General features: G+C 37.2%; 16 protein-coding genes, 1 riboswitch and 1 other annotated feature. Of the genes, 7 read left to right on the top strand and 9 right to left on the bottom strand.

The window, feature by feature from the left end:
• Positions 1-39 precede the first annotated feature (39 nt).
• A complete protein-coding gene (locus J3U73_RS06850) occupies positions 40-1881 on the top strand; it encodes a BspA family leucine-rich repeat surface protein (protein ID WP_267409959.1) in 1842 nt (613 codons plus the stop codon).
• A 323-nt stretch (positions 1882-2204) separates the two neighbouring features.
• On the top strand, positions 2205-4334 hold the full coding sequence (locus J3U73_RS06845) for a BspA family leucine-rich repeat surface protein (RefSeq protein ID WP_267409958.1): 2130 nt from the start codon (positions 2205-2207) through the stop codon (positions 4332-4334).
• 63 nt (positions 4335-4397) lie between these two features.
• Here the strand turns inward: J3U73_RS06845 and J3U73_RS06840 are convergent, their stop codons facing one another.
• Positions 4398-5900, bottom strand: coding sequence for an SLAP domain-containing protein (locus J3U73_RS06840; protein WP_267409957.1), 1503 nt, complete (start codon positions 5898-5900; stop codon positions 4398-4400).
• 165 nt (positions 5901-6065) lie between these two features.
• Here J3U73_RS06840 and J3U73_RS06835 point away from each other — a divergent pair, with 165 nt between their 5' ends.
• Both J3U73_RS06835 and J3U73_RS06830 read left to right on the top strand, forming a co-directional pair.
• Positions 6066-6749 carry a dihydrofolate reductase family protein gene (locus tag J3U73_RS06835; RefSeq protein ID WP_267409956.1) on the top strand — a complete coding sequence of 228 codons (684 nt, stop codon included), beginning with the start codon at positions 6066-6068 and terminating at the stop codon, positions 6747-6749.
• Positions 6750-6890: 141 nt separating this feature from the next.
• Complete coding sequence (locus J3U73_RS06830) at positions 6891-8210, top strand: replication-associated recombination protein A (RefSeq protein WP_267409955.1); 1320 nt, start codon at positions 6891-6893, stop codon at positions 8208-8210.
• A gap of 55 nt (positions 8211-8265) precedes the next feature.
• Here the strand turns inward: J3U73_RS06830 and J3U73_RS06825 are convergent, their stop codons facing one another.
• From J3U73_RS06825 to J3U73_RS06810, 4 genes are all read right to left on the bottom strand, one after another.
• Entirely contained in the window at positions 8266-8667 is a 402-nt protein-coding gene (locus J3U73_RS06825) for a hypothetical protein (RefSeq protein ID WP_267392588.1), read from the bottom strand.
• Positions 8668-9044: 377 nt separating this feature from the next.
• A complete protein-coding gene (locus J3U73_RS06820; protein ID WP_103752763.1) occupies positions 9045-9794 on the bottom strand; it encodes an amino acid ABC transporter ATP-binding protein in 750 nt (249 codons plus the stop codon).
• Positions 9794-11419, bottom strand: a complete 1626-nt coding sequence (locus tag J3U73_RS06815; RefSeq protein ID WP_220220575.1) for an ABC transporter substrate-binding protein/permease — start codon at positions 11417-11419, stop codon at positions 9794-9796. The genes J3U73_RS06820 and J3U73_RS06815 overlap by 1 nt, the downstream gene beginning before the upstream one ends.
• A gap of 111 nt (positions 11420-11530) precedes the next feature.
• A riboswitch (Lysine riboswitch) is annotated at positions 11531-11707 on the bottom strand.
• An 83-nt stretch (positions 11708-11790) separates the two neighbouring features.
• Positions 11791-12423, bottom strand: coding sequence for a DNA-3-methyladenine glycosylase (locus J3U73_RS06810; RefSeq protein ID WP_220268982.1), 633 nt, complete (start codon positions 12421-12423; stop codon positions 11791-11793).
• Positions 12424-12466: 43 nt separating this feature from the next.
• On the opposite strand from J3U73_RS06810, the gene J3U73_RS06805 reads away from it, so the two are divergent.
• Complete coding sequence (locus J3U73_RS06805) at positions 12467-12841, top strand: DUF488 domain-containing protein (RefSeq protein WP_267392585.1); 375 nt, start codon at positions 12467-12469, stop codon at positions 12839-12841.
• A gap of 107 nt (positions 12842-12948) precedes the next feature.
• Here J3U73_RS06805 and J3U73_RS06800 read toward each other — a convergent pair whose 3' ends face one another.
• The 3 genes from J3U73_RS06800 to asnA form a co-directional block, all read right to left on the bottom strand.
• The gene (locus J3U73_RS06800; protein WP_103752767.1) at positions 12949-13728 is read right to left on the bottom strand and encodes a TerC family protein; all 780 of its coding nucleotides are present in this window, start codon (positions 13726-13728) and stop codon (positions 12949-12951) included.
• A 112-nt stretch (positions 13729-13840) separates the two neighbouring features.
• Entirely contained in the window at positions 13841-14545 is a 705-nt protein-coding gene (locus J3U73_RS06795; protein ID WP_267409953.1) for an NAD-dependent protein deacylase, read from the bottom strand.
• A 129-nt stretch (positions 14546-14674) separates the two neighbouring features.
• Positions 14675-15688: an aspartate--ammonia ligase gene (asnA, locus tag J3U73_RS06790; protein WP_267392583.1), complete on the bottom strand. Its 1014-nt coding sequence runs from the start codon at positions 15686-15688 to the stop codon at positions 14675-14677.
• A 58-nt stretch (positions 15689-15746) separates the two neighbouring features.
• Positions 15747-15988, bottom strand: a binding site (T-box leader).
• Between the two features lie 135 nt (positions 15989-16123).
• Here asnA and J3U73_RS06785 point away from each other — a divergent pair.
• Positions 16124-16600 carry a hypothetical protein gene (locus J3U73_RS06785; protein ID WP_267392582.1) on the top strand — a complete coding sequence of 159 codons (477 nt, stop codon included), beginning with the start codon at positions 16124-16126 and terminating at the stop codon, positions 16598-16600.
• A gap of 553 nt (positions 16601-17153) precedes the next feature.
• Here J3U73_RS06785 and J3U73_RS06780 read toward each other — a convergent pair.
• Positions 17154-19622, bottom strand: a complete 2469-nt coding sequence (locus J3U73_RS06780; RefSeq protein ID WP_267409952.1) for a BspA family leucine-rich repeat surface protein — start codon at positions 19620-19622, stop codon at positions 17154-17156.
• A 910-nt stretch (positions 19623-20532) separates the two neighbouring features.
• Between J3U73_RS06780 and J3U73_RS06775 the strand changes: the two genes are divergently transcribed.
• Positions 20533-20874 carry a hypothetical protein gene (locus tag J3U73_RS06775; RefSeq protein ID WP_267409951.1) on the top strand — a complete coding sequence of 114 codons (342 nt, stop codon included), beginning with the start codon at positions 20533-20535 and terminating at the stop codon, positions 20872-20874.
• Positions 20875-21872: the final 998 nt, after the last annotated feature.

The following is a 21872-nucleotide window of genomic DNA, read 5'->3' as shown; positions in this document are numbered from 1 at the left end:
GCCGGTCTATAATGAAGGTATGAGAAAAGAGGTTATGTTATGAAATCGAATAGCATGAATAAATTGAAAAAAAGCAAAATTGCAGTTACTGCACTCTTGCTCAGTTTGCTGTGCCTGATTAGCTTCACGGCGACGACTAAAGCCGATACGCCAGCTGGCACGTCACTAAGTAATGAAACTAATTCTTCAGCCGATATTGGCTTATGGACGGGTAAAGACGGTGACTGTGATTGGAAATTTGATCTAGTCACCAGGACGCTCACAATCAGTGCACCGGTGAAAACAAGTCAGCTGTCAAGCACGCCTTTTAAAAAGGAATTTAACTGGTATGACATTATTGAACACATTGTCTTTGAAACACCAGTTAGTCTCGCCCCTGATTCAAGCGCAAAATTTGCGGAACTCCGCCAGTTACAAGATATTAAGGGCTTAAACCAGGTGGATACCAGTGAGGTAACTAGCATGGCAAGACTTTTTGCTGATGACCCGAATTTGACTAGTCTTGATGTCAGTCATTTTGACACTGGCAAAGTGACCGATATGAGTGGTATGTTTGAAGATTCTAAAGTTAAGCAGCTTGATTTGAAGAATTTTAATACCACCAAGGTTACTGATATGTCAAAAATGTTCTATTCTACTGCAATAGAACAGCTCGACTTGAGTAATTTTGATACAAGTAGCGTTACCAATATGGCAAGCATGTTTAGCTATACGAAGTTGGCCCAGCTTGATCTGAAAAACTTTAATACTAAAAAGGTTACCGATATGAACGGTATGTTTAGAAATAATAGCTTTGCTAGTCTAGATGTAAGCAATTTTGATACACGCAACGTAACCAAGATGAATGGTATGTTTGAAGAACTAAAAAATGTGACTAACCTTGACTTAAGCAATTTCGATACCAAAAATGTCACTACTATGAGCTATATGTTTGCTAATTCAAAAGCTTTAACTAAGGTAAACACTGCCGGCTGGGATACGAGCAGCTTAAAAGATACTTCGAATATGTTTTACAATGCAATCGCTCTGACAGATTTTGATTTAGGTAATTTGAATACCCGTAGTGTAAAAGATATGTCTTACATGTTTTCGGGGTTTACGCACCTAGACCAAGTAGACCTAAGTAAGCTTGATACTGGCAGCGTAATCTATATGGTGGGAATGTTTGAAAATATTAAAGAAGTTAAAAAGATTGATGTTAGTCACTTTGATGTCCGAAAAGTAATACGTACTTTTAATATGTTCAAGGGTGATACCACTCTAGAGGAAGTTAACTTAAAAGGATGGAATTCAAAGAACCTAAAAGATATGGGAGGCATGTTTAGAAACGACAAAAATTTAATTAACGTTGATCTAAGATCATTAAATACTAAAAGCGTTAAAAGCATGAATGATATGTTTAGAAACGATGCAAAACTGCAGAAAGTTGACCTGCGCGGGTGGAATACGCGAAAGACTGTAGCTACTGCTAGAATGTTTATGAACTGTCCTGAGCTTACTTATGTTAATCTACACGGTTGGCACATGGCTGAATTAGAAGATTCAACTCTAATGTTTTACAATGACCACAAACTTGCTCTTGTTGATTTGAGTCATTTTAATATTCATAATAGCCAAATATTGAAACAAGCTGGTAATCCAGAGGGCTTTGTAGTTAAGCTGGGTCATTACCGTCTGCGCAAGAGCTCTGGCGTTGGTCATGGTTTTAAGCATATTCAGGCAGTTGGTAAGGGTACTGTTAGAAAGCCAAAAGGTAAAAAATATACTGAAAAGCGACTGCTTAAACTTTATAATCATTCAGCCAAAAAGAGTCCAGTGGAAGTATATGTAATGTATAACGGTAAAAAGCCAAAGTTTCCTAAGGATCTAACGATTAAATAATTTTGCAAAACAAAAACAGGATTAATTCATATTAGTGCATGAATCAATCCTGTTTTTTTAATGCCCTTAATCTTTTTGCGGAAAATTCATTGAAGTCAATTGGATCTTGGTTGTCTTGAGGTACCACATGGCTTCTTTTACCTCGCAAATTACTACTTTACTTAGTATTATAGCTCAATTGCTAAGCTTTTAATATAACATCTGAAGATCCTGCTATCTGTAAAAAGATAAAAAATCGTAATAAAATATGCCGACTTATTATCTGGTGCCGATTTAAGCGCGAAAACAGCTTATAATAAAAATAAGAGAAAAGAGGTCATGAAATGAAACAGCATTTGTTTACAAAAAATAAAAAGATAGCTGCAAGAATAGTTGCAATACTTAGTTTATCCTGTTTAATCAGTGTAGTAGCACTCACTGTTCAACCTACCACCAAAGTTTTGGCTGATACAAGGGATACTATGAACAATTTGGGCTACTGGACAGGTAAGGATGGCGACTGTGAATGGAGCTATGATGTTGGCACTTGGACATTAACCATCAGTGCAACTAAAGAGGGTAATAGCATGTCGTCCCAACCGCTTTATCAAGCACTCGCCTGGCATCAAAATATTAGACACATTGTCTTTAGCTCGCCGGTGAAACTTCCAGCTAATTCAAGCAAAAAATTTCTTGGGCTAAGTAGCTTGGAAGATTTCAGGGGATTGGATTTAGTCGATACAAGCGACGTAACCAATATGTCAGAGTTGTTCATGGGGGATGGTGCGTTGACTGGGCTAGACTTAAGTCATTTTAATACTAGTAGTGTGACTAACATGAGTAAAATGTTTTCGCAAACTAATCTGGCAAAACTTGACCTTCACGGGTTTAAAACTGAAAACGTGACTAATATGAGCGGCATGTTTTTAGGTGCAAAAATTACCAACCTAGACTTAGCAGGCTTAAACACCCAAAAAGTAACTAACATGTCTGACATGTTCAGCAATTTGGATACTGAAAGACTAAATCTGTCCAAGTTAACTACCAAAAATGTGACCACAATGAGCGGTATGTTCAGGGCATGCAAGGCTAAACAAATTGATTTCTCAAACTTTGACACTAGCAACGTGACTGACATGAGTCACATGTTTGCTTCTTGTAAAGCAGAAAAGCTTGACTTGTCGAGCTTTAATACTGGTAAAGTGACCAATATGAGTGACATGCTTAGTGGAATTGATACCGATAATTTGGATTTAAGTGGCCTGAACACGAGCAGTGTCGCTAATATGAGTGAGATGTTTTCAGGTAGCAAGGTAAAACAGTTGAACCTGTCTCATTTTAATACTAGCAAAGTGACTGATATGGCTAGTATGTTTAAAGGGTTAAATACTGCGAGTTTAGACTTAAGCAGTTTTAACACTAAGAATGTTACCAATATGGCTTCTATGTTTGCAGGAAGCGGATTAAAAGAACTGGATTTGTCTAACTTTGATACCAGTAAAGTGACTGCAATGAACGGTATGTTTAGTAAAATGGGCATAACCAGTTTAGATTTAGGTGATTTGAATACGAGCAGTGTCACCAACATGAGTGAAATGTTTTCAGATGATGCTGCGTTAACAAAACTGAATTTAAGCGGATTTGATACTAAAAATGTGACTAATATGAGCCGAATGTTTAATGGTTGCCAAGGCCTGCTTGATATTGACATTGGCCATTTTGATACCAGCAAAGTAACATCTTTTGCCGGCATGTTTGCGAATCTACCACAGATTAACAGTTTGGATCTTAGTCATTTTAAGACCAAGAAAGTAACTGACATGAGTAGTATGTTTTCAGGGGATACGGCTCTAACGGACCTGAATTTAATGGGATGGAATACCAATCAGGTCGGGAATATGAGCCAAATGTTTAGCAATACAGGTTTGGTAAAAATTGATTTGAGTCACTTTAAAACCAAGCGTTTAACTAATGTCTTCGGCATGTTCAAAGGTGCTGCTAATTTGAAAACGGTCGATCTGCATAAGTGGAACACACGAAAAGTCAGGCATTTAAATGAAATGTTTATGAACTGTCCAAAGCTGGTTAATGTTAATTTTTACGGCTGGCGTTTATTGAATTCAATTTCTTTTGGTGCAATTCGGATGTTTGCCGGTGATTATCAACTTGCTAGCGTTGATTTGAGCGGTTTTAACAAAAATAATAGCCGAATATTGCAAAATGCTGGCAATCCAAAAGGTCTAGCTGTCAAGCTGGGGCATTATCGTTTAGCTAGGGATTCAGGCATTGGACATGGCTATAAACATATTCGTGCTGTTGGCAAGGGCACTATCCTAGCTCCTAAAGGTAAAAAGTATACTGAAAAACAATTGCTAAAACTGTATAGTCGTTCTGCTAAAAAGTGTCCTAAAGAGACCTACGTAATGTATAACGGCAAAAAGCCGGTCATACCAAAATGGCTTAAAATCAAGTAACTTTACAAAAAATAAAACAGGATTAGTCCTCATTAATTGTGGGATAATCCTGTTTTGTCCTTATTAGTCGCTTTCTGGGAAAGCGAAAGCAGTTAGTTGCAGCTTAGTTGTTTCCAATAACCAGACTGCTTCTTTTACCTGTGCAATCGTAGCCGAATTAGATTGCAAGACTTTAGACGCGATAATGATAGCAGCACTATAGCTTCGCAGCCGATAATTAATTTGAACTGACCTGTTCTCGTTTTTTTGTCCTTCTAAAAATAGAGTTTGTAGTTTCTTTTTATCAGCATTAGTGGCGATGCTCTGGTCAAGTTTAGCTTGTTTAGCAGTAATCACGGGCTTTAACTTAATTCCGTGGGTGTAGTTGACGTCGCTAGCTCTAATAAAACTGTTTTTTTCAAGAATTAATTCTTCCGTATCAATTTTTTCTTTCTTTGTTTGAGGGTCAACTAAAGTTAAGGTTGGCACACTTCCGTCGTTGTTAATGAAGCCAGAATCAAAGTCTAAATAGTGGTAAAATGGCTCGGCTTTCTTTTCTTCAGGAAGCCATAAATAAAATAGCCCATCAACGGTAATTTCTTTTTGCTTATTCTCAATGTTGCGCGCAATTCGCTGACCAGCAAAATTATAAAGTTTAATATTCTCACTGGTTACCGGTTTAACATAAGTAAACGCAGCATCGTGATAGTCAATGTTGGGCAAGTAATTTCTTAAGTTAACGTCATATTCGTTAATGTATTCATTAGGATAATCATAAAGCCGTAAGTAATATCCCTCAAAGTCGTCATATGGTGGAATTACCATTAAATCTACTTTGACTTTTTGCCCTTTTTTCAATTTATGCTTCGTTTTTACCCCAGAAACCATGGTAGTTGTCGTCTTAGTCAGCATTTTTGCATATGTAGTTCCCCTGTAAACTGCATAACAACCGTTAATGCTTCCGACATTATAAGCTCTAATATAGCGATTACGCCCGATTGAGTAATATTGTTTACCTTTGATGTCTGTAGTTGGCAGGTAACAGGTTTTTCTTGAGCGATTGAGATAATAATATTTTGGCGCAAAATTTGACTTGGCAATCTTGACTTTTCCGCGGTATTTAACGACTTCTTTTTTAGCTAAAGCTTGTCCTGTCTTTTTCCCATTTTTGGTATAAACAGACGACTGGTGATTTAACACCAGTTTGCCCTTCTTAGTGTTTTTACCGTTTGCTTTATACACATCGCCAGCATTTAAATAATGTCCGTGGCCGATATTATAATATGTTTGGCCGTGAATTTTCTTTGTACCGTGATTATAAAAAATGTTGTCATTAAATGACAAAATGCGCATGTAGTTATTAGGGTCAAGCTCAATATAAGGGAAGCTTTTGGTCGTATTTCCCTTGATTTTATGACCCAACTTGTTGTAAACGTATGCGTCGTAAATTAAAAAGATTCTTTTTTTGCTGTTCGTACTTTTCTTGGAGGCTTGAACGGTCTGCATGTTGTTCGAGCTAGATAGAAGCGGACTAAGTGTTAGGACAGAAGCTGTCAGTCCAATGCAAATTTTTTTGATTAATTTCATCATTTCACCTCATAATTGTTACTTTATATAGTATTATAGCGCATTAAGCTTGCCGGTCAGTGTTCAAAATAAAAAAGGCAGGATCTGTATAACTTGGCAAAAATATCTGCTTGACTTAAAGAATACTTGAAGTGCTAAGCTCGGAATAAATAAGGAGGCAAAAAGATGCAAAGAGCAAAAGTCGTTGTTCACATGTATGTGACAATTGATGGCAAAATCGACGGAAAGACCGAGAGTCCTGAATCCGGTCAATATTATAGTGATGAATTATTTGTTTTAAGTAACGCTGACGGTAACGGTCGGCGCACAATCCAAATGTACGCTGCACCAGACACAATTAACTTGACGAAATACAGTCCTGAAGGTATTGACGATCAGGATTGGTTACCTGACATTAAGTCAGACACTTGGTCAGTTGCGTTTGATCGCAAGGGCAAATGTGGCTGGAATCAAAATTATTTCTTGTATAATCAACACCGCATGCACGCAATTGAGGTGGTTACTCGGCAGGCTAAAAAAGAATATCTTGCTTTTTTACGGTCACTCAATATTCCCTACATTATTTCTGGTGATGAGAACTTTAATTTAGCGGAAGTACTGGTCAAGTTAAAGCAGCATTTTGCTATTGAAACACTAGCTGTTTGTGGTGGAGCCAGAATTAATGGCGTCTTTTTGGAGCAACATGTCGTTGATGAAATTTCGCTTGTGATTTCGCCCTATGTTAATGGTGATAAAGAGATTAAGGCGGCTTTTGAAACGGCCACGCGCATTGACGACCGCTTTAAGATCGACATGGTCAAGAAACTGCCCGATGGCGGTGTTCATTTACTTTTTAAAAAAGATAACTGAAAATAATTGAGTAAAAGATTAGCTTGCATCTTATGCGGGCTTTTTTATGTAAAAAAATTCGTAATGATCTTTTGTTAGCAAAACTACTACTGCCATGTATAATGAAGGTAACTGGTTACAATTAGTAGAGAAGATAGAGCTATGAAACAAGAATCATTATTTGCAAATAATGCAGCTAGTGAGCCACTAGCGAATCGGGTCAGACCGCAAAATTTAACTGAATTCGTTGGTCAAGAGCAATTGCTTGGCCCGGGTAAGATTTTGCGGGAAATGATTGATCATGATCAGGTTTCCTCCATGATTTTTTGGGGCCCGCCTGGAGTGGGTAAGACTACTCTGGCTGAGATTATTGCGCGGCAAAGTCAGGCGGGTTTTTACAGTTTTAGTGCCGTTGATAGTAGTATTGCTAAAATTCGCAAAATTATGAAGCAAGCCGAAGAAGAAAGCCAGTTAGGGCAGAAGACGCTGGTTTTTATTGACGAAATTCATCGCTTTAACAAGGCGCAGCAGGATGCTTTTTTGCCGTATGTTGAGCGTGGCAGTATTACTTTAATTGGCGCAACCACCGAGAACCCTTCCTTTGAAGTTAATTCAGCCTTGCTGTCACGTTGCAAAGTTTTTGTTTTAAAGGCACTTGAAGTTACCGACATTATTAAATTGCTCAAAAATGCCATTAATAACCCTAACGGTTTTGGTAAGGTTAAAGTTAACATTGACGAGCAAGAAATTAAGGCAATTGCTAAGTTCGCGAATGGCGATGCACGGACTGCGCTCAATACCTTGGAAATGGCTGTTTTGAATGGTGTAAAAAATGGTGACACGATTAGCGTGACAATGGCCAGTTTAAAACAGCTGATTACGCAGAAGTCGGTTTTATATGATAAAAATGGGGAAGAACACTACAACATTATTTCCGCCTTGCATAAGTCGATGCGTAACAGTGATGTTAATGCCGCAATTTATTGGTTGTCGCGCATGCTTGAGGGTGGAGAAGACCCGCTCTACATTGCGCGGCGGCTCGTGCGTTTTGCTAGTGAAGATATTGGACTCGCTGACACCAATGCTCTCAATGTGGCAATCAATGTTTTTCAAGCCTGTCAGTTCCTAGGGATGCCAGAGTGCGATGTTCATTTAACGGAAGCCGTGATTTATTTGTCGCTAGCACCAAAATCCAACGCTGTTTACAAGGCACGACTTGCGGCCGAAAAAGACGTTAAAAAAACAATTGATGAGCCGGTTCCGCTCCAAATTCGCAATGCGCCAACTAAATTGATGAAGGATTTGGATTACGGTAAGGGCTATGAATACGCTCATCAGACCCAAGATAAACTGACAACGATGAAGACCATGCCGCCTAATTTAGAGGGGCACGAGTACTATTTGCCAACTGAGCAAGGGCATGAAGACCGATTTAAAAAGCGTCTGCAGCAGATTAAAAAGTGGCACCAAGAACATGATTAAGTAGATATTTAACAGCATATTAAAACCGCCTTGAAACAGTGTTCAAAGCGGTTTTTTACTTACCGATTTTCAGTGGCTCGATAGGTGTTTCACCAGGGAGTTTATTGATGACTAACAGCTTTTTCTTAATAGCTGGATAGTATAAATATGATTTTTGATTGCTTAAGACCATCACGCCGTCAGTTTTATTATTTGATTTCAAAACGCAGGCGTTATCATTTGAATTTTCATAAGTACCACTATCAAATTCTCTGCCATTTTTGAAAAGCCGATATTTGCCGTTGGTTCCTAAAGATATCGCAACATGAGGATTGACCGAACTTGTAGGAACGCCATGATTGGCAAAACCACCATAAACTGTAGGTGGCTTTCTTGTTACATAGAGTAGAACACCTAAAGTAATGATAAATAAAATTCCTAATATCCAGGTGCTAATTTTGTAGCTGTTCTTTTTCATGGTTTTTCTCTAACTTAATTTCTGCAAAAGCTAGGGCTGCTACTTTTGCTAGCAGACATGACCGCGGTCATTGTCAAATATGATTAAACTTTTCTAATTAGATTCTAACTTTTATCATAATTTGCGTCAATTAGTTTAAGTAAAAGTTGCGACGGCTTCAAGCAAAAGAAGAAGATTTTGCTAAATTGTGTCTGTGTTTGAGTTGAAATTGTTGGAAATGAGTCAATATAAACTAAAACTAGTATTATTTCAATTTGTCGAAATTGGTAAATTCTCGATGGTATGCAATACGTTTTAGTTGGTTGTTGATATTAAGCTGTCGCTCAGCTTAAAAAGACCGAGGACGAATCGTTCCTCGGTCTTTTTTATTGTCAATTTTAATTATTTTGGAAGTTACTTAAGAACTTCGCGGTTTTTTCGTTTTGCGGATGGTTAAATAATTGGTCAGGATTGCCCTGTTCAGCAATTACACCATCACTGATAAAGAAAATCTGATCGGAAATATCACGGGCAAAAGCCATTTCATGGGTAACGATAATCATCGTTAAACCGGTAGTGGCCAAGTTTTGCATAACGCTCAAAACTTCGCCGACCATTTCTGGGTCAAGTGCACTAGTTGGTTCGTCAAATAGCAAAATCTCTGGGTCCATACTAATCGCCCGTGCAATTGCAACCCGTTGTTGCTGACCGCCTGAAAGTTGGCTAGGGCGGGCATTAATGTACTGCTCCATGCCAACTTTTTTTAGGTTTGCGAGGGCAACTTGGCGAGCCTCTTCTTTTGAACGCTTCAAAACAAGTTCTTGGCCTACCATGCAGTTAGCCAGGACATTTTTATTTTCGAATAAATCGAATTGTTGAAAGACCATGCCGACCTTGGCCCGGTAAATGTTCCGATTATAGTTTGGCTCTAGGACATTTTCACCGTGAAAAATAACTTTGCCAGCGGTTGGTTCTTCTAGTAAATTGATACACCGTAAAGTAGTCGATTTACCACCACCAGAAGGTCCAATAATCGTAGCAATTTCGCCTTTATTAATATCAAGAGAGATGTCACGCAGAACTTGATGTTCACCAAAAGCTTTTTGAATGTGCTTTAAGCTTAAAATAGTTTCATTTGTTTCAGTCATTATTTATTAGCCTCCGTGTCTTTTGTTGCTCCTACTTGAACCTGGTTTGCCATTAAGTTGTAGTTTTTGCTACCCTGCAGGTGCTTTTCAATTAAATTGAAGATTCTGGTAGTCGTGAACGTTAACAACAGGTAAATTGCGGAAATGGTTAAGTAAGTCGGGAAGAACTTGAAGGTTTGACTGGCAACCGTTGTTCCGACAAAGAATAATTCAGAAACAGAAATGATGCTCAAAACGGAAGTATCCTTAATATTGACGATAAATTCGTTAGTAATTGATGGCAAACAGTTCTTGATTGCTTGTGGCAAAATAATGTGCCACATTCTTTGATTATGTGTCATTCCCAAAGCACTAGCTGCTTCAAACTGACCTTCGGGTGTTGAAATAATCCCACCCCGAATAATTTCGGCTAAATAGGCACCGGTATTAATCGAAACAATGACTAACGCAGCAATTGTCCGGTCAATATTAATGTGCCAGAATTGGGCTATGCCATAGTAAATTACAGCGGCCTGTACCATCATTGGCGTGCCCCGGAAGATCTCAATGTAAACGGCTAAGAGCCAATTGACAATTTTTAAGAGCCATTTCTTACCCTGGCTGGTTGGAGTTGGAATAGTTCTGATGATACCGACAAACAGGCCGATGAAGAAGCCGGCGATGGTGCCGACTAAGGCTAAGAGCAGGGTCATGCCAATCCCGTTTAAAATCATGCCGCCGTATTGCTTCCACATTGAAACTAGCCACGGCTCGGACTTTCCGTTTTTACCCTTTTTCTTATCATCAGTTTTTGGCTGCTGCTTAATGGCCGTCGTCATTAACTTTGTTCGCTGGGAATTTGGAATTGTACCTAAAACGTGGTTGACCTCTTTTAGCAGCTGCTTGTTTGGCTTAGCAATTCCGATAGCAGTAGTTGAATCTTCCTTGGAAACCTTGAACCCGGCCATTTCGCTAATTGGAATCGCCTTAATGTCAGGATCAACCATCTTAAAGGAAGTTGATTCGGTATCTTCGGCAACGTAGCCATCAATCGTTCCTGAAATTAAACTTTGGCGCATTGCCGCAAAGTCGCGCATTGCTGGCTGTCTTTTAGCGCCCTTTAATTGCTTAATCAAAGCATAATGCGAAGTACCTTGTTGGGCGGTTAATTTCGCACCCTTAAAATCATTTAATGTTTTAGCATTAGCGTATTTGCTATTAATCTTGGTGATAACAACAAAAGTGCTGTTTCTGTAAGCATTGGAGAAATTTATTGCCTTGGCCCGTTCAGCCGTTGGGCTCATCCCAGCAATAATCAGGTCGGCCTTGCCACTAGTTAAAGCTGGCAGCAGTCCATCCCACTCGGTTTTGACAACTACGACTTTGCGGTGCAGCTGTTTACCAATAATTTTGGCAATCTTCACATCGTAACCGTTGGCGTATTCGTTTGACCCCTCGATCGGAACAGCACCATTAGCGTTAGTAGTTTGGGTCCAATTGTATGGTTGGTAATTGGCCTCCATAGCTACTTTGAGTTCACCGCTATTACTTTTTGCTTCAACTTGAGAAAAGTCGAAGTTGCTGCCAATAATAAAACTGAGCAGCACAGAAAGCAGAACAGTAATCCACTTATTTCTTGACTTCATTTTGAAAACCTCCGAAAATCTTGTTTCAAATAAAGCCAATACAATAAAAAGCGTAAACAAAAACCTCATTGCTCTTCAAAACAACGAGGTTATAATTAATCATCTTTAGACAAATCATATAGCGCTCCCTGGGAATTAATCAGGACAGTCTGCAAGATATTCTCTTTGCAGCCCAACAAAAACATCAAAACGAAAATCTTTTTGTTTCGGCGACAATTCTTACGTTATCTTTCTTTGTGTTCGTTCACTCCAGATAATTTTGTAATGGTCGCGACCTCTATTGCATTGGAAATTATTTAACTTATGAAAAATAATAGGCTAAAAACAAAGGCTTGTCAATCTTTTCATTTAAAGATTATTTTATCATTATCTCATTTCCAACCATGATCTGAGCGATAGTCACGCTTTTTCATGCGGGAAACATATGGATTTCCAGCCACATAAAAGCGCAATTTTTTGTTAGCCCATTCGCGTTCCGACTGGTTGACACCAATGCGTGGGCTAGTTGCGATTTTCTGGGCATTTTTGCGGTGATGGTCGTTTAGGTCAATAGTAAAAGGGGAATCACTAAGAAAATGTAAATCCCATTTTTTATCATGAATACCAAATGCCTGCATCATTTTTGCTGGTCCGCTGGTTAATGCAATGCCACTTTTACCTGAGCGGTTTAAACACATTTGTTCAATTCCCCAGATGGGTTCAATTGCTCTAATTAAAACTCCCTGTGGTTCATCTTTTTGTCTGGTTGCTACGTCAAAAAAGAAATATTGTCGCTGAGCATAAATATAGATTGTTCCACCGGGGCCATATAGTCCTTCATTTGCCAGACTGCGATGACCGCCATATGAATGTGCCGCACGATCTTTAACACCCAAATAAGCTTCGGTTTCGACAATATAGCCGCCAAGTACCTGGTTATTGCTGCGGTAAGTTAATGGCCGGCCGATTAAGTCAGCACTGATGGTTTCGGTTGATTGATTAGTAAAATAAGTTGTGTAATTCATTTTTTCCTAAAGTAGTACACTAATAATAATTGAGGTGAATGTAATGACAAAAATAAAGCTAGTCCGTGTATATGCTCAAGATCAGCCGGAGGGCTACCGTATTTTGGTAGACCGTTTGTGGCCAAGAGGTAAGAGTAAAAGTGTGTTGCACCTTGATTGTTGGGCAAAAGAAATTGGACCGACAACTGCTTTACGTAAATGGTTCAATCATGATGATAATAAATTTTCTGAGTTTAGGCAAAAGTACCTGGTAGAATTGGCGGAAAATCCGGCAGGGGCCGAGTTTGTTAAAACTGTTGAAAACAAGCTGCAAGAACAGGATGTTTTATTTTTATACGGAGCAAAGGACTCACTGCATAATCAAGCTGTGATTTTAAAAGAATACGTTGAAGGGCAAATAGTTAATTTGCACAAGTAGACAATGAAGTAATAGCGGCCTTGTTTTACTTAAAAATACCAATAAAAAAGTTAAGCCCATTAAAGCAGCTTAACTTTTTAATTTTGTAGTTTTGCCCTTAGCAAAATTTATAGCTTGCGGCCGTGCTTTTTAATCCGGATAAAGTGAAACGCAATTGTTAACAGCAAGACGCCAAAAACGATTATTGCAAAGACGGTATTAGGTAATTCATAGTGCAGAGGTGGCAATGAAACTAGCAGTTTTAGAGCAATAATCCCAATAAGAACATAGGCCATTGGCTGCAATTCTGGGATAATATCCATTAATTTGATGATAATCTCAGCTACACCTCGCATGCATAAGATCCCAATCATGCCACCAATTAAAACGACGACCGGATTACTGGAAACGGCTAAGGCTGCTAGAACCGAATCAATTGAAAAGACGATATCCATCGCTTCAATTGAAATAACTGTCCGCCAAAATAGGGATAGGAAATGTTTGCCTTTTTTTGGGCGATGACTAGCAATTTTGGCTTCTTCAGCCTTTTCTTCGGCTGCGGCTTTTTGTGGATGGTGCTGATCATAAAAATACTTAATGGCGAGGTAGAAAAGATAGAGACTACCAGCCAATTTAATTTCCCAAAAATTAATTAAGTATGTACCAATTCCAATTACAATGAAACGGAAAATGTAGGCACCCCACATGCCGTAAAATAATGATTTTTCTTGTTGCTTCTTATCTGGCAAAACCTTAGTTTGTGCTGCCAAAACAACGGCATTATCAACGGAAAGCAGACATTCCATGAGAATTAAGGTTAAAATAATTAGCCAGTCTTTACCGCTAGTTAAAACATGCAGCCAGTTATTAGCGCTAAAGAATGGGGCATACAATTTTAAAATTGCCATTTAAAAGTTCTCTTTTCTAGTTTAATCAAGTGATAGTCACGTTGCTTTGCTATTTTAGCATAAGTAAACTGCTTTACTGATTGCAAGAGCCTAAGCTAGTCAAGCTAAAACCCTATAAGGCGCTAAAAACATCAAGAGCATCGCCAATAATTGCGGATATATCATTTGCTGGGATAGCGGTTTTATTAATTGCCCAAACTTTTGCGCCTGCTTGGCGGTACGTTAGTAGTTGAGCGAATGGATAAACGACAAAGCTAGTACCCGAAATAATAACAAGATCAGAACTCTGCATGGCATTAACTGCCTGAGCTAACCGATCACCATTAATTGCTTCTCCGTATAAAACGATTCCGGGGCGAATAATGCCGCCACACTCTTTGTGACGAAAAGAGTCGGCATATTCCGCATAAGTAACTGATTTGTGGCATTTGGTGCAATAAATTTTGTATAAGCTACCGTGAAATTCAGTTACGTGCTTATTGCCAGCCTTTTTATCTAAGCCATCAACATTTTGGGTAATTAATTCACCTTTTTGATTACAGATTTCGGCAATTTTTTGGTGGATTTTGTTAGGCTTAGCTTCTGGAAAATACATGTTGTCCATAACGAACCGATAAAAAAATTCAGGTCGATTGTAGAGCGTGTCTGCACTTAAAATTGTCTCGGGGCTCTCACTCACGCCGTCGTAGATACCGTTTTTGGAACGATAATCCGGAATACCAGAATGAGTTGATACGCCTGCACCAGTCAAGAAAGTGATATGCTTGGCCGCGTTAATATCTGCCTTGAGTTCAGTAAGTTGCTGTGAATCAATCATAAAATGTTTCGACCTTTCTCAAAATTATTACTATGTGATAGTTTACTACAAGATTTTTACTTTAAACCAGGTTTATTTAGTAAATAAAAATTCACACGATAGTAACTTAACGTGTGAATTTAAACATAATTACAAAATTTGCATCTGATGCTTTTGACATTGCTCAATCATTTCTTGGGGCCAAACACTTGCTTGCACTTCGCCAATGTGTGCCTTAGCAAGTAAAAGCATGCATAGACGAGATTGACCAATACCGCCACCAATAGTATAAGGAAGTTTGCCATCTAAAAGCATCTTGTGAAATGCCAATTTTTCCCGGTCTAGGCAGTCAGCCTTTTTCAGCTGTTCGTGCAAACTTTCAGGACTGACACGAATACCCATTGAGGAGATTTCGATCTTCTGGTCGAGCGGTTCATACCAGAAAATCAAGTCACCGTTTAATTGCCAATCATCATAGTCAGGGGCCCGGCCATCATGAGGCTCACCGCTGCGTTTTAGTTTGTCACCGATTTTCATAATAAAGACGGCTTTTTCTTTTTGGGCGATTTTATCTTCACGTTCTTCGGGACTTAAATCTGGCCACGTGTCTTCTAATTCTTGGGTCGTAACGAAGTGCACCTTTTCGGGTAAACGGTAAGTTGAGGCAGGGTAACGAGCCGCACATTCTGCTTCGATTTGTTTAATTGCCGCAAAAATCTTAGTTACCGTTTCTTTTAGAGTATCTTCTGTCCGCTCTTTTTTAGCAATAATCTTTTCCCAATCCCACTGGTCAACGTAAATTGAGTGGAAATTATCGAGATCTTCGTCGCGGCGGATAGCGTTCATGTTGGTATATAAACCTTCGTGCATGCCAAAACCATATTTTTTCAGGGCCAATCGTTTCCATTTAGCAAGTGAATGAACGATTTCAATTGTGTCATCTTCAGGCAAATCCTTAGCATCAAAGGCGACTGGACGTTCAACCCCGTTTAAATTGTCGTTTAACCCAGTGCTTTTTTCGACAAAAAGCGGTGCTGACATTCTTTGCAAGTTTAGCTTTTGACTCAAAATTTCTTGGAATCTTTCTCTGATAAAGACAATTGCGGCTTCAGTGTCACGAATTGTTAAAGTTGGTTGATAATCTTTTGGCAAAATTAAAGACATGGTAGTTACCTCCAAATTTTTGAGCCAAAGAAAAAGCCCTTTGTCCCGTAATAATAAAAATAAGGACGAAAGGCTTTTTCCGCGGTACCACCTAGATTGCCCAAACTTTGGGCCACTCATGAAACACAATTATGCTTCACCAGTTTGATAACGTACTGGAGACGGCACCACCTACTTTAATTAATAGTTCAGTGTGCTGCTAGAAGTGTTTTTCGATAATTCAGGGTCTGCCGATTTTCCACTATCACCGGTTCACTTGTAAGAGATAGATTATTTACTCGTCTTCATCACTGCATTTAAGTTAATAGTAATTTAACAACTATTTTAATTAAAATGCAAGTAAAAATTAATATAAAATAATAAAAAAACGGTTTGGCAATCTAAAAAGCCTTGTTCTGTTATAATAGATAGGAATATTTATTGAGAGGAAATTTTATGGCAAGTTTTTATCTTATTTTGGATGCCTTGCTGCTTGGCTATACTTGCTATAGCTGGTACTGGCAGGCCAACATCAACTTAAAGGGACATTATCGGTCCTCATCAATTATTTGGGCGATAATTTTTATTTGGATTGGCTTTGCTTGGCAACTGATTGAAAAAAGTGATCCTGGCCTGTCTGTTTTTTTAGCAATCCTGTTAGTGATGAGCATTATTGACGGTTTTACCGGGTTTGCACCTAAAAAAGCAGTTGTGTCGGGCTACTTTCGCCGAACTGTGCCGTATTCAGAAATCGCGTTGGTAACACTGATTAGAGTGCCTAATCCGAAAAAGAAGGCTGTGATTTGTATTTTAACGACGCAGAAGAATCGGCAATATTATCTCCAATTTTCAACTGGGGTTGCTCAGATCGTGGAGACGATTAAGAGCTACGCGCACCGCAGTATTAGGATTGAAATTCAGGATATATTATAAAAATAGAAGCAGATAGAAGTATGACGATACTTTTATCGGCTTCTTCTTTGTGCTTAAAGTTGAAACTGAGGTCGTAGGGCAGGAGTGAATCCTTGAATTCGAATGTCAGACGAGCCCATGAACATAGTCCTTTTTTCAATATAGTTAAGTTGAGGATCCTTGAGATCAAATTAGGAAAATAAATAAGGGAGCCTAAGTACTTACTCAAACTGTTTAATCTTGCAATTGATTAGACAGCTATTATATTGATCATATTTGGCTGCATTGAGCCAGTCTGGTAGACTATTACGTTTGAATGTTTTATATGTGACTTTCATTCTCTTGAATCGTTTTTGCAATTATGTTAGGCAAGTTACAAATATCGGCAACTGGTAACTCATTATGCAATCTCTGTATTATAATCAGCTGATATTGACTGCTGTTAATAAACATAATTTCATTGCTTAGGTAATTTTAATCAAAATAAAAACCTATTATCGGTTTACTTTGATAATAGGTTGCATATATATTATTCAACTTTGATCCAAAAATAAATAGAGAAATTCCAGAAAAATTATTTTTTATTTTTGCTTTCGATCTTTACACCGAAAAGACTCAGGCCTATTGCTAAAACACCTAAGAGAAGAATACCTACTTGCGATTTTCCATCTCTACCCGTCTGTACTAAAATTCCGGTTTTTTCTTTTGCAACAGAAGATTTATTAGCCACCTGTCTACGGACTTTATTACGTTTATTAATTAGCTTGCTTTCCGCATTTGCTTTTTTACTAGTTTTATGTGAGCTATTCTTTCTCCTATTAGACTTTGTATTATCACTAGAATGATTACTATTGTTTTTTGAATCATTTTCAGGTTGCTTATCGTTTTGGGTATTCTGGGTATTCTTAGTGTAAATATAGACTACATTCTGATTTTGGCTAGTAAAGAAGCCTGTAGCATTATTAGGCTTGGACTTTAACGTATAGCCGGAAATACTTTTTGCTTCAGTTTGATAGCTGTCACCAATGTTACCGCTTAAAATTACATTAGGAATCAGTTGATTACCGTTTTCATCTTCATAATGTACCGTCACGTTACCTACCTTAATAGGTATTCTGCCATTATTAGCAATTTCTTGATAGACAAACGTAATATCATCTGTGTTTTCACCTATGCGTCCCGAAGCATTTTTCGGTCTTGTGATTAACATATATCCAGGAATTTCTTTAGCTTTAGCTTCATATGAAGTGTCATAAGTACCAGTAATAGTTTCATCGGGTGCAAGTGACTTTCCGTTTTCGTCTTGATAATGAACTTTTAGCGTAACTTCACGCACATACGTTTCTTCTTCACCATTCCAATTTTTCATTAGCTCTTCTGATGACCACTTGTCTCTTGCCTCAGGTTGTTGTATTGTTCCAGTACCAACATTTAGCCAAATTCCTGGTGTTTTAAGCTCCATTTTTGGAAAGTCTTTGACATTATTTCCCAACTTCAAAACCAACAGTTCATTTAGTCCATATAGCATAAATCCACAGTTTTCGACATTTCTCATGTCAAAATTGCTTATATCAAGAGTCTTTAACTTGCCATCTTGATCGTAGTGATAAAACATGGAACCCATGTTTTTTACTTTAGCTGTATTGAAACTCGACAAATCCAAATTGATTAAATCACGAGTGTCACGGAACATAGACTCCATACTTGTAACATTAGCTGTATTAAAATTCCGTAAATCCAAGGTTGATAGTCTTCTACAGCCATTGAACATGTTTTCCATGTTTTGAACTTGAGATGTGTTAAAGCTAGAGATGTTTAAGGATTGCAATTTTGTACATTTAAAAAACATTTGCGCCATAGTTCGCACGTTACTAGTATCAAAGCTGGAAAGATCAAGGGATGTCAGCTGAGTATCCCAACCAAATACTTGACCTGTACCGCTGAACTGATAATAATACATGCTAAACATTGAAGTCATATCTGTAACTTTAGAAGTATTGAAATTGTGTAGGTCAATAGTTGGTAAGCTTGCACAATAATTGAACATATATGACATATTTTCAACGTTAGAGGTGTCGAAGCTGCTAACATCCAGTTTATTAAGGCCAGAGCATTCGGCAAACATAAATGACATATCTCTAACTTTAGAAGTATTAAAATTTTTCAAATTTAGTTCTTCTAGGCTATTACATCCAGTAAACATAAATGACATATCTGTAACTTGAGAAGTATCAAATTTACTAATGTTGAGATCCCTAAGTTTGGTACAGCCTTCAAACATGGAAGCCATGTTTTCTACTTGAGAAGTATTAAGAGACGAGAGATCTAAGTGGGTAAGACTGCTACATTTACAAAACCATGCATACATATTTGTAACTTCAGACGTATCAAGGTTTTCCAAGCCTTCAATATCAGTTAAGCTGCTGAAACTAATAAAAACTGATCGCGCTTCACCAACAATTTTAAAATGACCATCAAAGATTATTTTTTTAGCCTTTGATGCATTAGTGCTATTCTGGGCATTTATAGATGAACATAAAGGACCGGGATTATTTACTATCGTCGGATTATCCTTATCAGTATTCCCATGTACAGTTACTGTTTTAGTATCAGTATCGTAATCTACATCGACGTTACCCCATTTACTTTTAACGAGAGACTTTGTAGTAATTTTATCTTCGGGCTTAGTAGTTATGGCTTCTGGTTTGTCATTACCAGCAGAGCCCTTAGAGGGTGATTCCTCACTTATACCCTGCGATGAGTCCACATTTTCATTTTGATCTACTTTTTTATCATTTTTACTATTTGATATTTCATCATGATTTACACTAGTATCTTGATTAATATCCTGTTGAATTGAGTTAGTTGTACTTGTAGTTTCAGTTTGATTTTTATCAAGCTTTTGTGCAGTTTCTTGAGCTGTCTGGACACTATCAGCCTTGACAACGTTAGTATTCAGTATCGTTAAACCGAGTGCAGCTGCTGTTAAATTACTAAGAAAAAACGCCTCAGTCCGTTTGTTATGATCCAATCTTTTGTTCATTATTATTCTCCATTATATAGCTAGTTTATTAAGTTAACTTATATTCTATAATGTAAACAGTTTCTTACATATCGATTGTATATCTTAATTAATAACAAATCAAGATACCAAAGCCCTTAAAAAAAACTAAAATAATTGATAAAAGCTTGATAACAAAGATTTATAGTATTTAAAAAATAACAATATTTGTACTTAAATCATTATATAAATAAAAGCTATAGAAACTTAATTAAGATAATCTATGAAGAGCCCTATAATAGTTAGACATGAGCACTTTTATTCATGACTAAATATTCAATTGTTTTGAAAATCGAAATTGCTTGTAAATATCTAAACGCCAAAACTCTTTGATCGACTTAAGCAAAGAATATGACATTGATTACACGGCTATCAGGGTCTAGTTAGAATTGAATTAGTCCGCGAGCACGGCATAACCGCTTTAAAGATTAAATACGTTAAGCAAATCTATTCACCTGAATTCAAGTTGAACGTGGTAGGCTATCTCATTATCACATCCTTTGGGGGCAATTGCGATGAACGATTTCTCTATTGCATAAACTTTTTAAGCCATTTATTATTAAATGTTAATACTCTAATGGACTTCGAATTCGAAAATGCCCTTAACTGATTAACTGATCAAGCCAATTTCTTTAACTCTATATATACCGCTAAGTATAATATTCTGATCTATATATTATTATATTATTGTTATCCATTTCGGATATGAGATTGATCCAAATGCCTAACTGGCAAGCATCTAGTCCATCACGGAATTGACGTAGCCCTAATTGGTAAAGCTTAGGATGTTGTCAGAGGTAATAAAATTAGGAGATATTCCAGGAGTAGATAGTAACTATTTTTTTGACCAATTTATAAAGCAGGCTAAAGAAATTAAAGATGGTCATTTTTTATGAACATTCAAGAAACTGATTTTGCGAGACATTCCGAAGACACTGATCATTATGCTGATATCCTTGAAATAATGGATAAGAGACTTCCTGAAGCTGAACAGCCGTTTACAGGTGAAGATATTCTAATTGTGATGGCTGATTATGGCGATGATCCTACAATTGGGTATGCTCAACATACTAGAGAAAAAGTTCCGCTACTTATTTATAAAGAAAAAGTCCATCGTAAATACGTTGGTAAAAGAACCTCTCTTACAGATATTGGTGCTACTGGTTCTGAATTTTTTAGTGTCGAAATGCCACAAAATGTTATTAGTTTTATTAATACAATAATGAAGTTATAGATATTTCTTAAAATTTTAGGCTGTATAAAAATTGAAGACTAAAATCTTAGGCTAAGTGTCTTACTTGATTTGAAAGGCTACACCATTTTCATATTGTAGATTTTGCTAAGTCATAATCCTTGATGAACTCGGTATAAGGTATCTAATTAAGCCTTTGTACCTCTTCTTTTAATCGGACCAATTTGTGCAATTTAAATGTTTTGTATGGTTGCATTGATGAAGCACTTTGACGTCATAGCGGTGCAGTTAGCCATGACAAAGCAGAATTAGACTCAGGATCTGGTTTTTGTTGAAAGTTAGATATCTGTTATTTAAAATGAGTAAATATTGTAAAATTCAGTAAGTTTGCTGAAAACATTTTTCTAGAATTGGTGGATAATTACATTCTTCTGTGTCTAGGAAAACTCTAAAAGTGAAAATTCCAATAAATTAAAGCTTATTGTAGTGAATCGTAAAAGCTAGATACTTTTACAACTTTTTCTATGGCCGAATTGTATAAAAAGTTAAGGTTTAAAATTTATATTGTTTGGAAAACTTGAAATAAATTCTTGTCTATAATTGGATCTGAAACAAAATGGCATCATTATAATTTACATTAGTCGTTTAAGTTAATAGTTCACCATAAATCTGTGATGGACCCAATAAAAGTATGTACTAGAGAGTGCAAAAAATAACTCAGGCAATAACTAAGCTAAGGCCGAAATTTAAGACTAATTTGGATTATATTTATGATTATATTTATAATATAGAGTAAAGAACTATTTCTTATTACCTATGGCACTCGTTACAATGTTGTTAATGCTAAAGTAAGTCTTTGCAGTATAATGGCTACCTTCGCGCTGTTAAGTATTAGAATACATAAGTCCAATCTTACACAACAAAGGTAAATATTCTAATTATATCGGGATAATTGTTCAACTTCATTCTGTAATTTATTGCCTCTATAAATTTAAGATAATCAAGTACTAAGAGAAATTTTTTTCATTGAATTTTATATG

The sequence above is a fragment of the Lactobacillus sp. B4005 genome, assembly GCF_026536045.1.
GTDB classification, from domain to species: Bacteria; Bacillota; Bacilli; order Lactobacillales; family Lactobacillaceae; genus Lactobacillus; species Lactobacillus panisapium.
Note: the sequence above shows the minus strand (reverse complement) of the source record. Positions and strands in the feature narration are given on the sequence as shown.

Excerpts from the sequence above, each read along its gene's own strand:
- J3U73_RS06850 (WP_267409959.1), top strand. The coding sequence starts at position 40 with ATGAAATCGAATAGCATGAATAAATTGAAAAAAAGCAAAATTGCAGTT.
- J3U73_RS06845 (WP_267409958.1), top strand. The coding sequence starts at position 2,205 with ATGAAACAGCATTTGTTTACAAAAAATAAAAAGATAGCTGCAAGAATA.
- J3U73_RS06840 (WP_267409957.1), bottom strand. The coding sequence starts at position 5,900 with ATGAAATTAATCAAAAAAATTTGCATTGGACTGACAGCTTCTGTCCTA.
- J3U73_RS06835 (WP_267409956.1), top strand. The coding sequence starts at position 6,066 with ATGCAAAGAGCAAAAGTCGTTGTTCACATGTATGTGACAATTGATGGC.
- J3U73_RS06830 (WP_267409955.1), top strand. The coding sequence starts at position 6,891 with ATGAAACAAGAATCATTATTTGCAAATAATGCAGCTAGTGAGCCACTA.
- J3U73_RS06825 (WP_267392588.1), bottom strand. The coding sequence starts at position 8,667 with ATGAAAAAGAACAGCTACAAAATTAGCACCTGGATATTAGGAATTTTA.
- J3U73_RS06820 (WP_103752763.1), bottom strand. The coding sequence starts at position 9,794 with ATGACTGAAACAAATGAAACTATTTTAAGCTTAAAGCACATTCAAAAA.
- J3U73_RS06815 (WP_220220575.1), bottom strand. The coding sequence starts at position 11,419 with ATGAAGTCAAGAAATAAGTGGATTACTGTTCTGCTTTCTGTGCTGCTC.
- J3U73_RS06810 (WP_220268982.1), bottom strand. The coding sequence starts at position 12,423 with ATGAATTACACAACTTATTTTACTAATCAATCAACCGAAACCATCAGT.
- J3U73_RS06805 (WP_267392585.1), top strand. The coding sequence starts at position 12,467 with ATGACAAAAATAAAGCTAGTCCGTGTATATGCTCAAGATCAGCCGGAG.
- J3U73_RS06800 (WP_103752767.1), bottom strand. The coding sequence starts at position 13,728 with ATGGCAATTTTAAAATTGTATGCCCCATTCTTTAGCGCTAATAACTGG.
- J3U73_RS06795 (WP_267409953.1), bottom strand. The coding sequence starts at position 14,545 with ATGATTGATTCACAGCAACTTACTGAACTCAAGGCAGATATTAACGCG.
- asnA (WP_267392583.1), bottom strand. The coding sequence starts at position 15,688 with ATGTCTTTAATTTTGCCAAAAGATTATCAACCAACTTTAACAATTCGT.
- J3U73_RS06785 (WP_267392582.1), top strand. The coding sequence starts at position 16,124 with ATGGCAAGTTTTTATCTTATTTTGGATGCCTTGCTGCTTGGCTATACT.
- J3U73_RS06780 (WP_267409952.1), bottom strand. The coding sequence starts at position 19,622 with ATGAACAAAAGATTGGATCATAACAAACGGACTGAGGCGTTTTTTCTT.
- J3U73_RS06775 (WP_267409951.1), top strand. The coding sequence starts at position 20,533 with ATGAACATTCAAGAAACTGATTTTGCGAGACATTCCGAAGACACTGAT.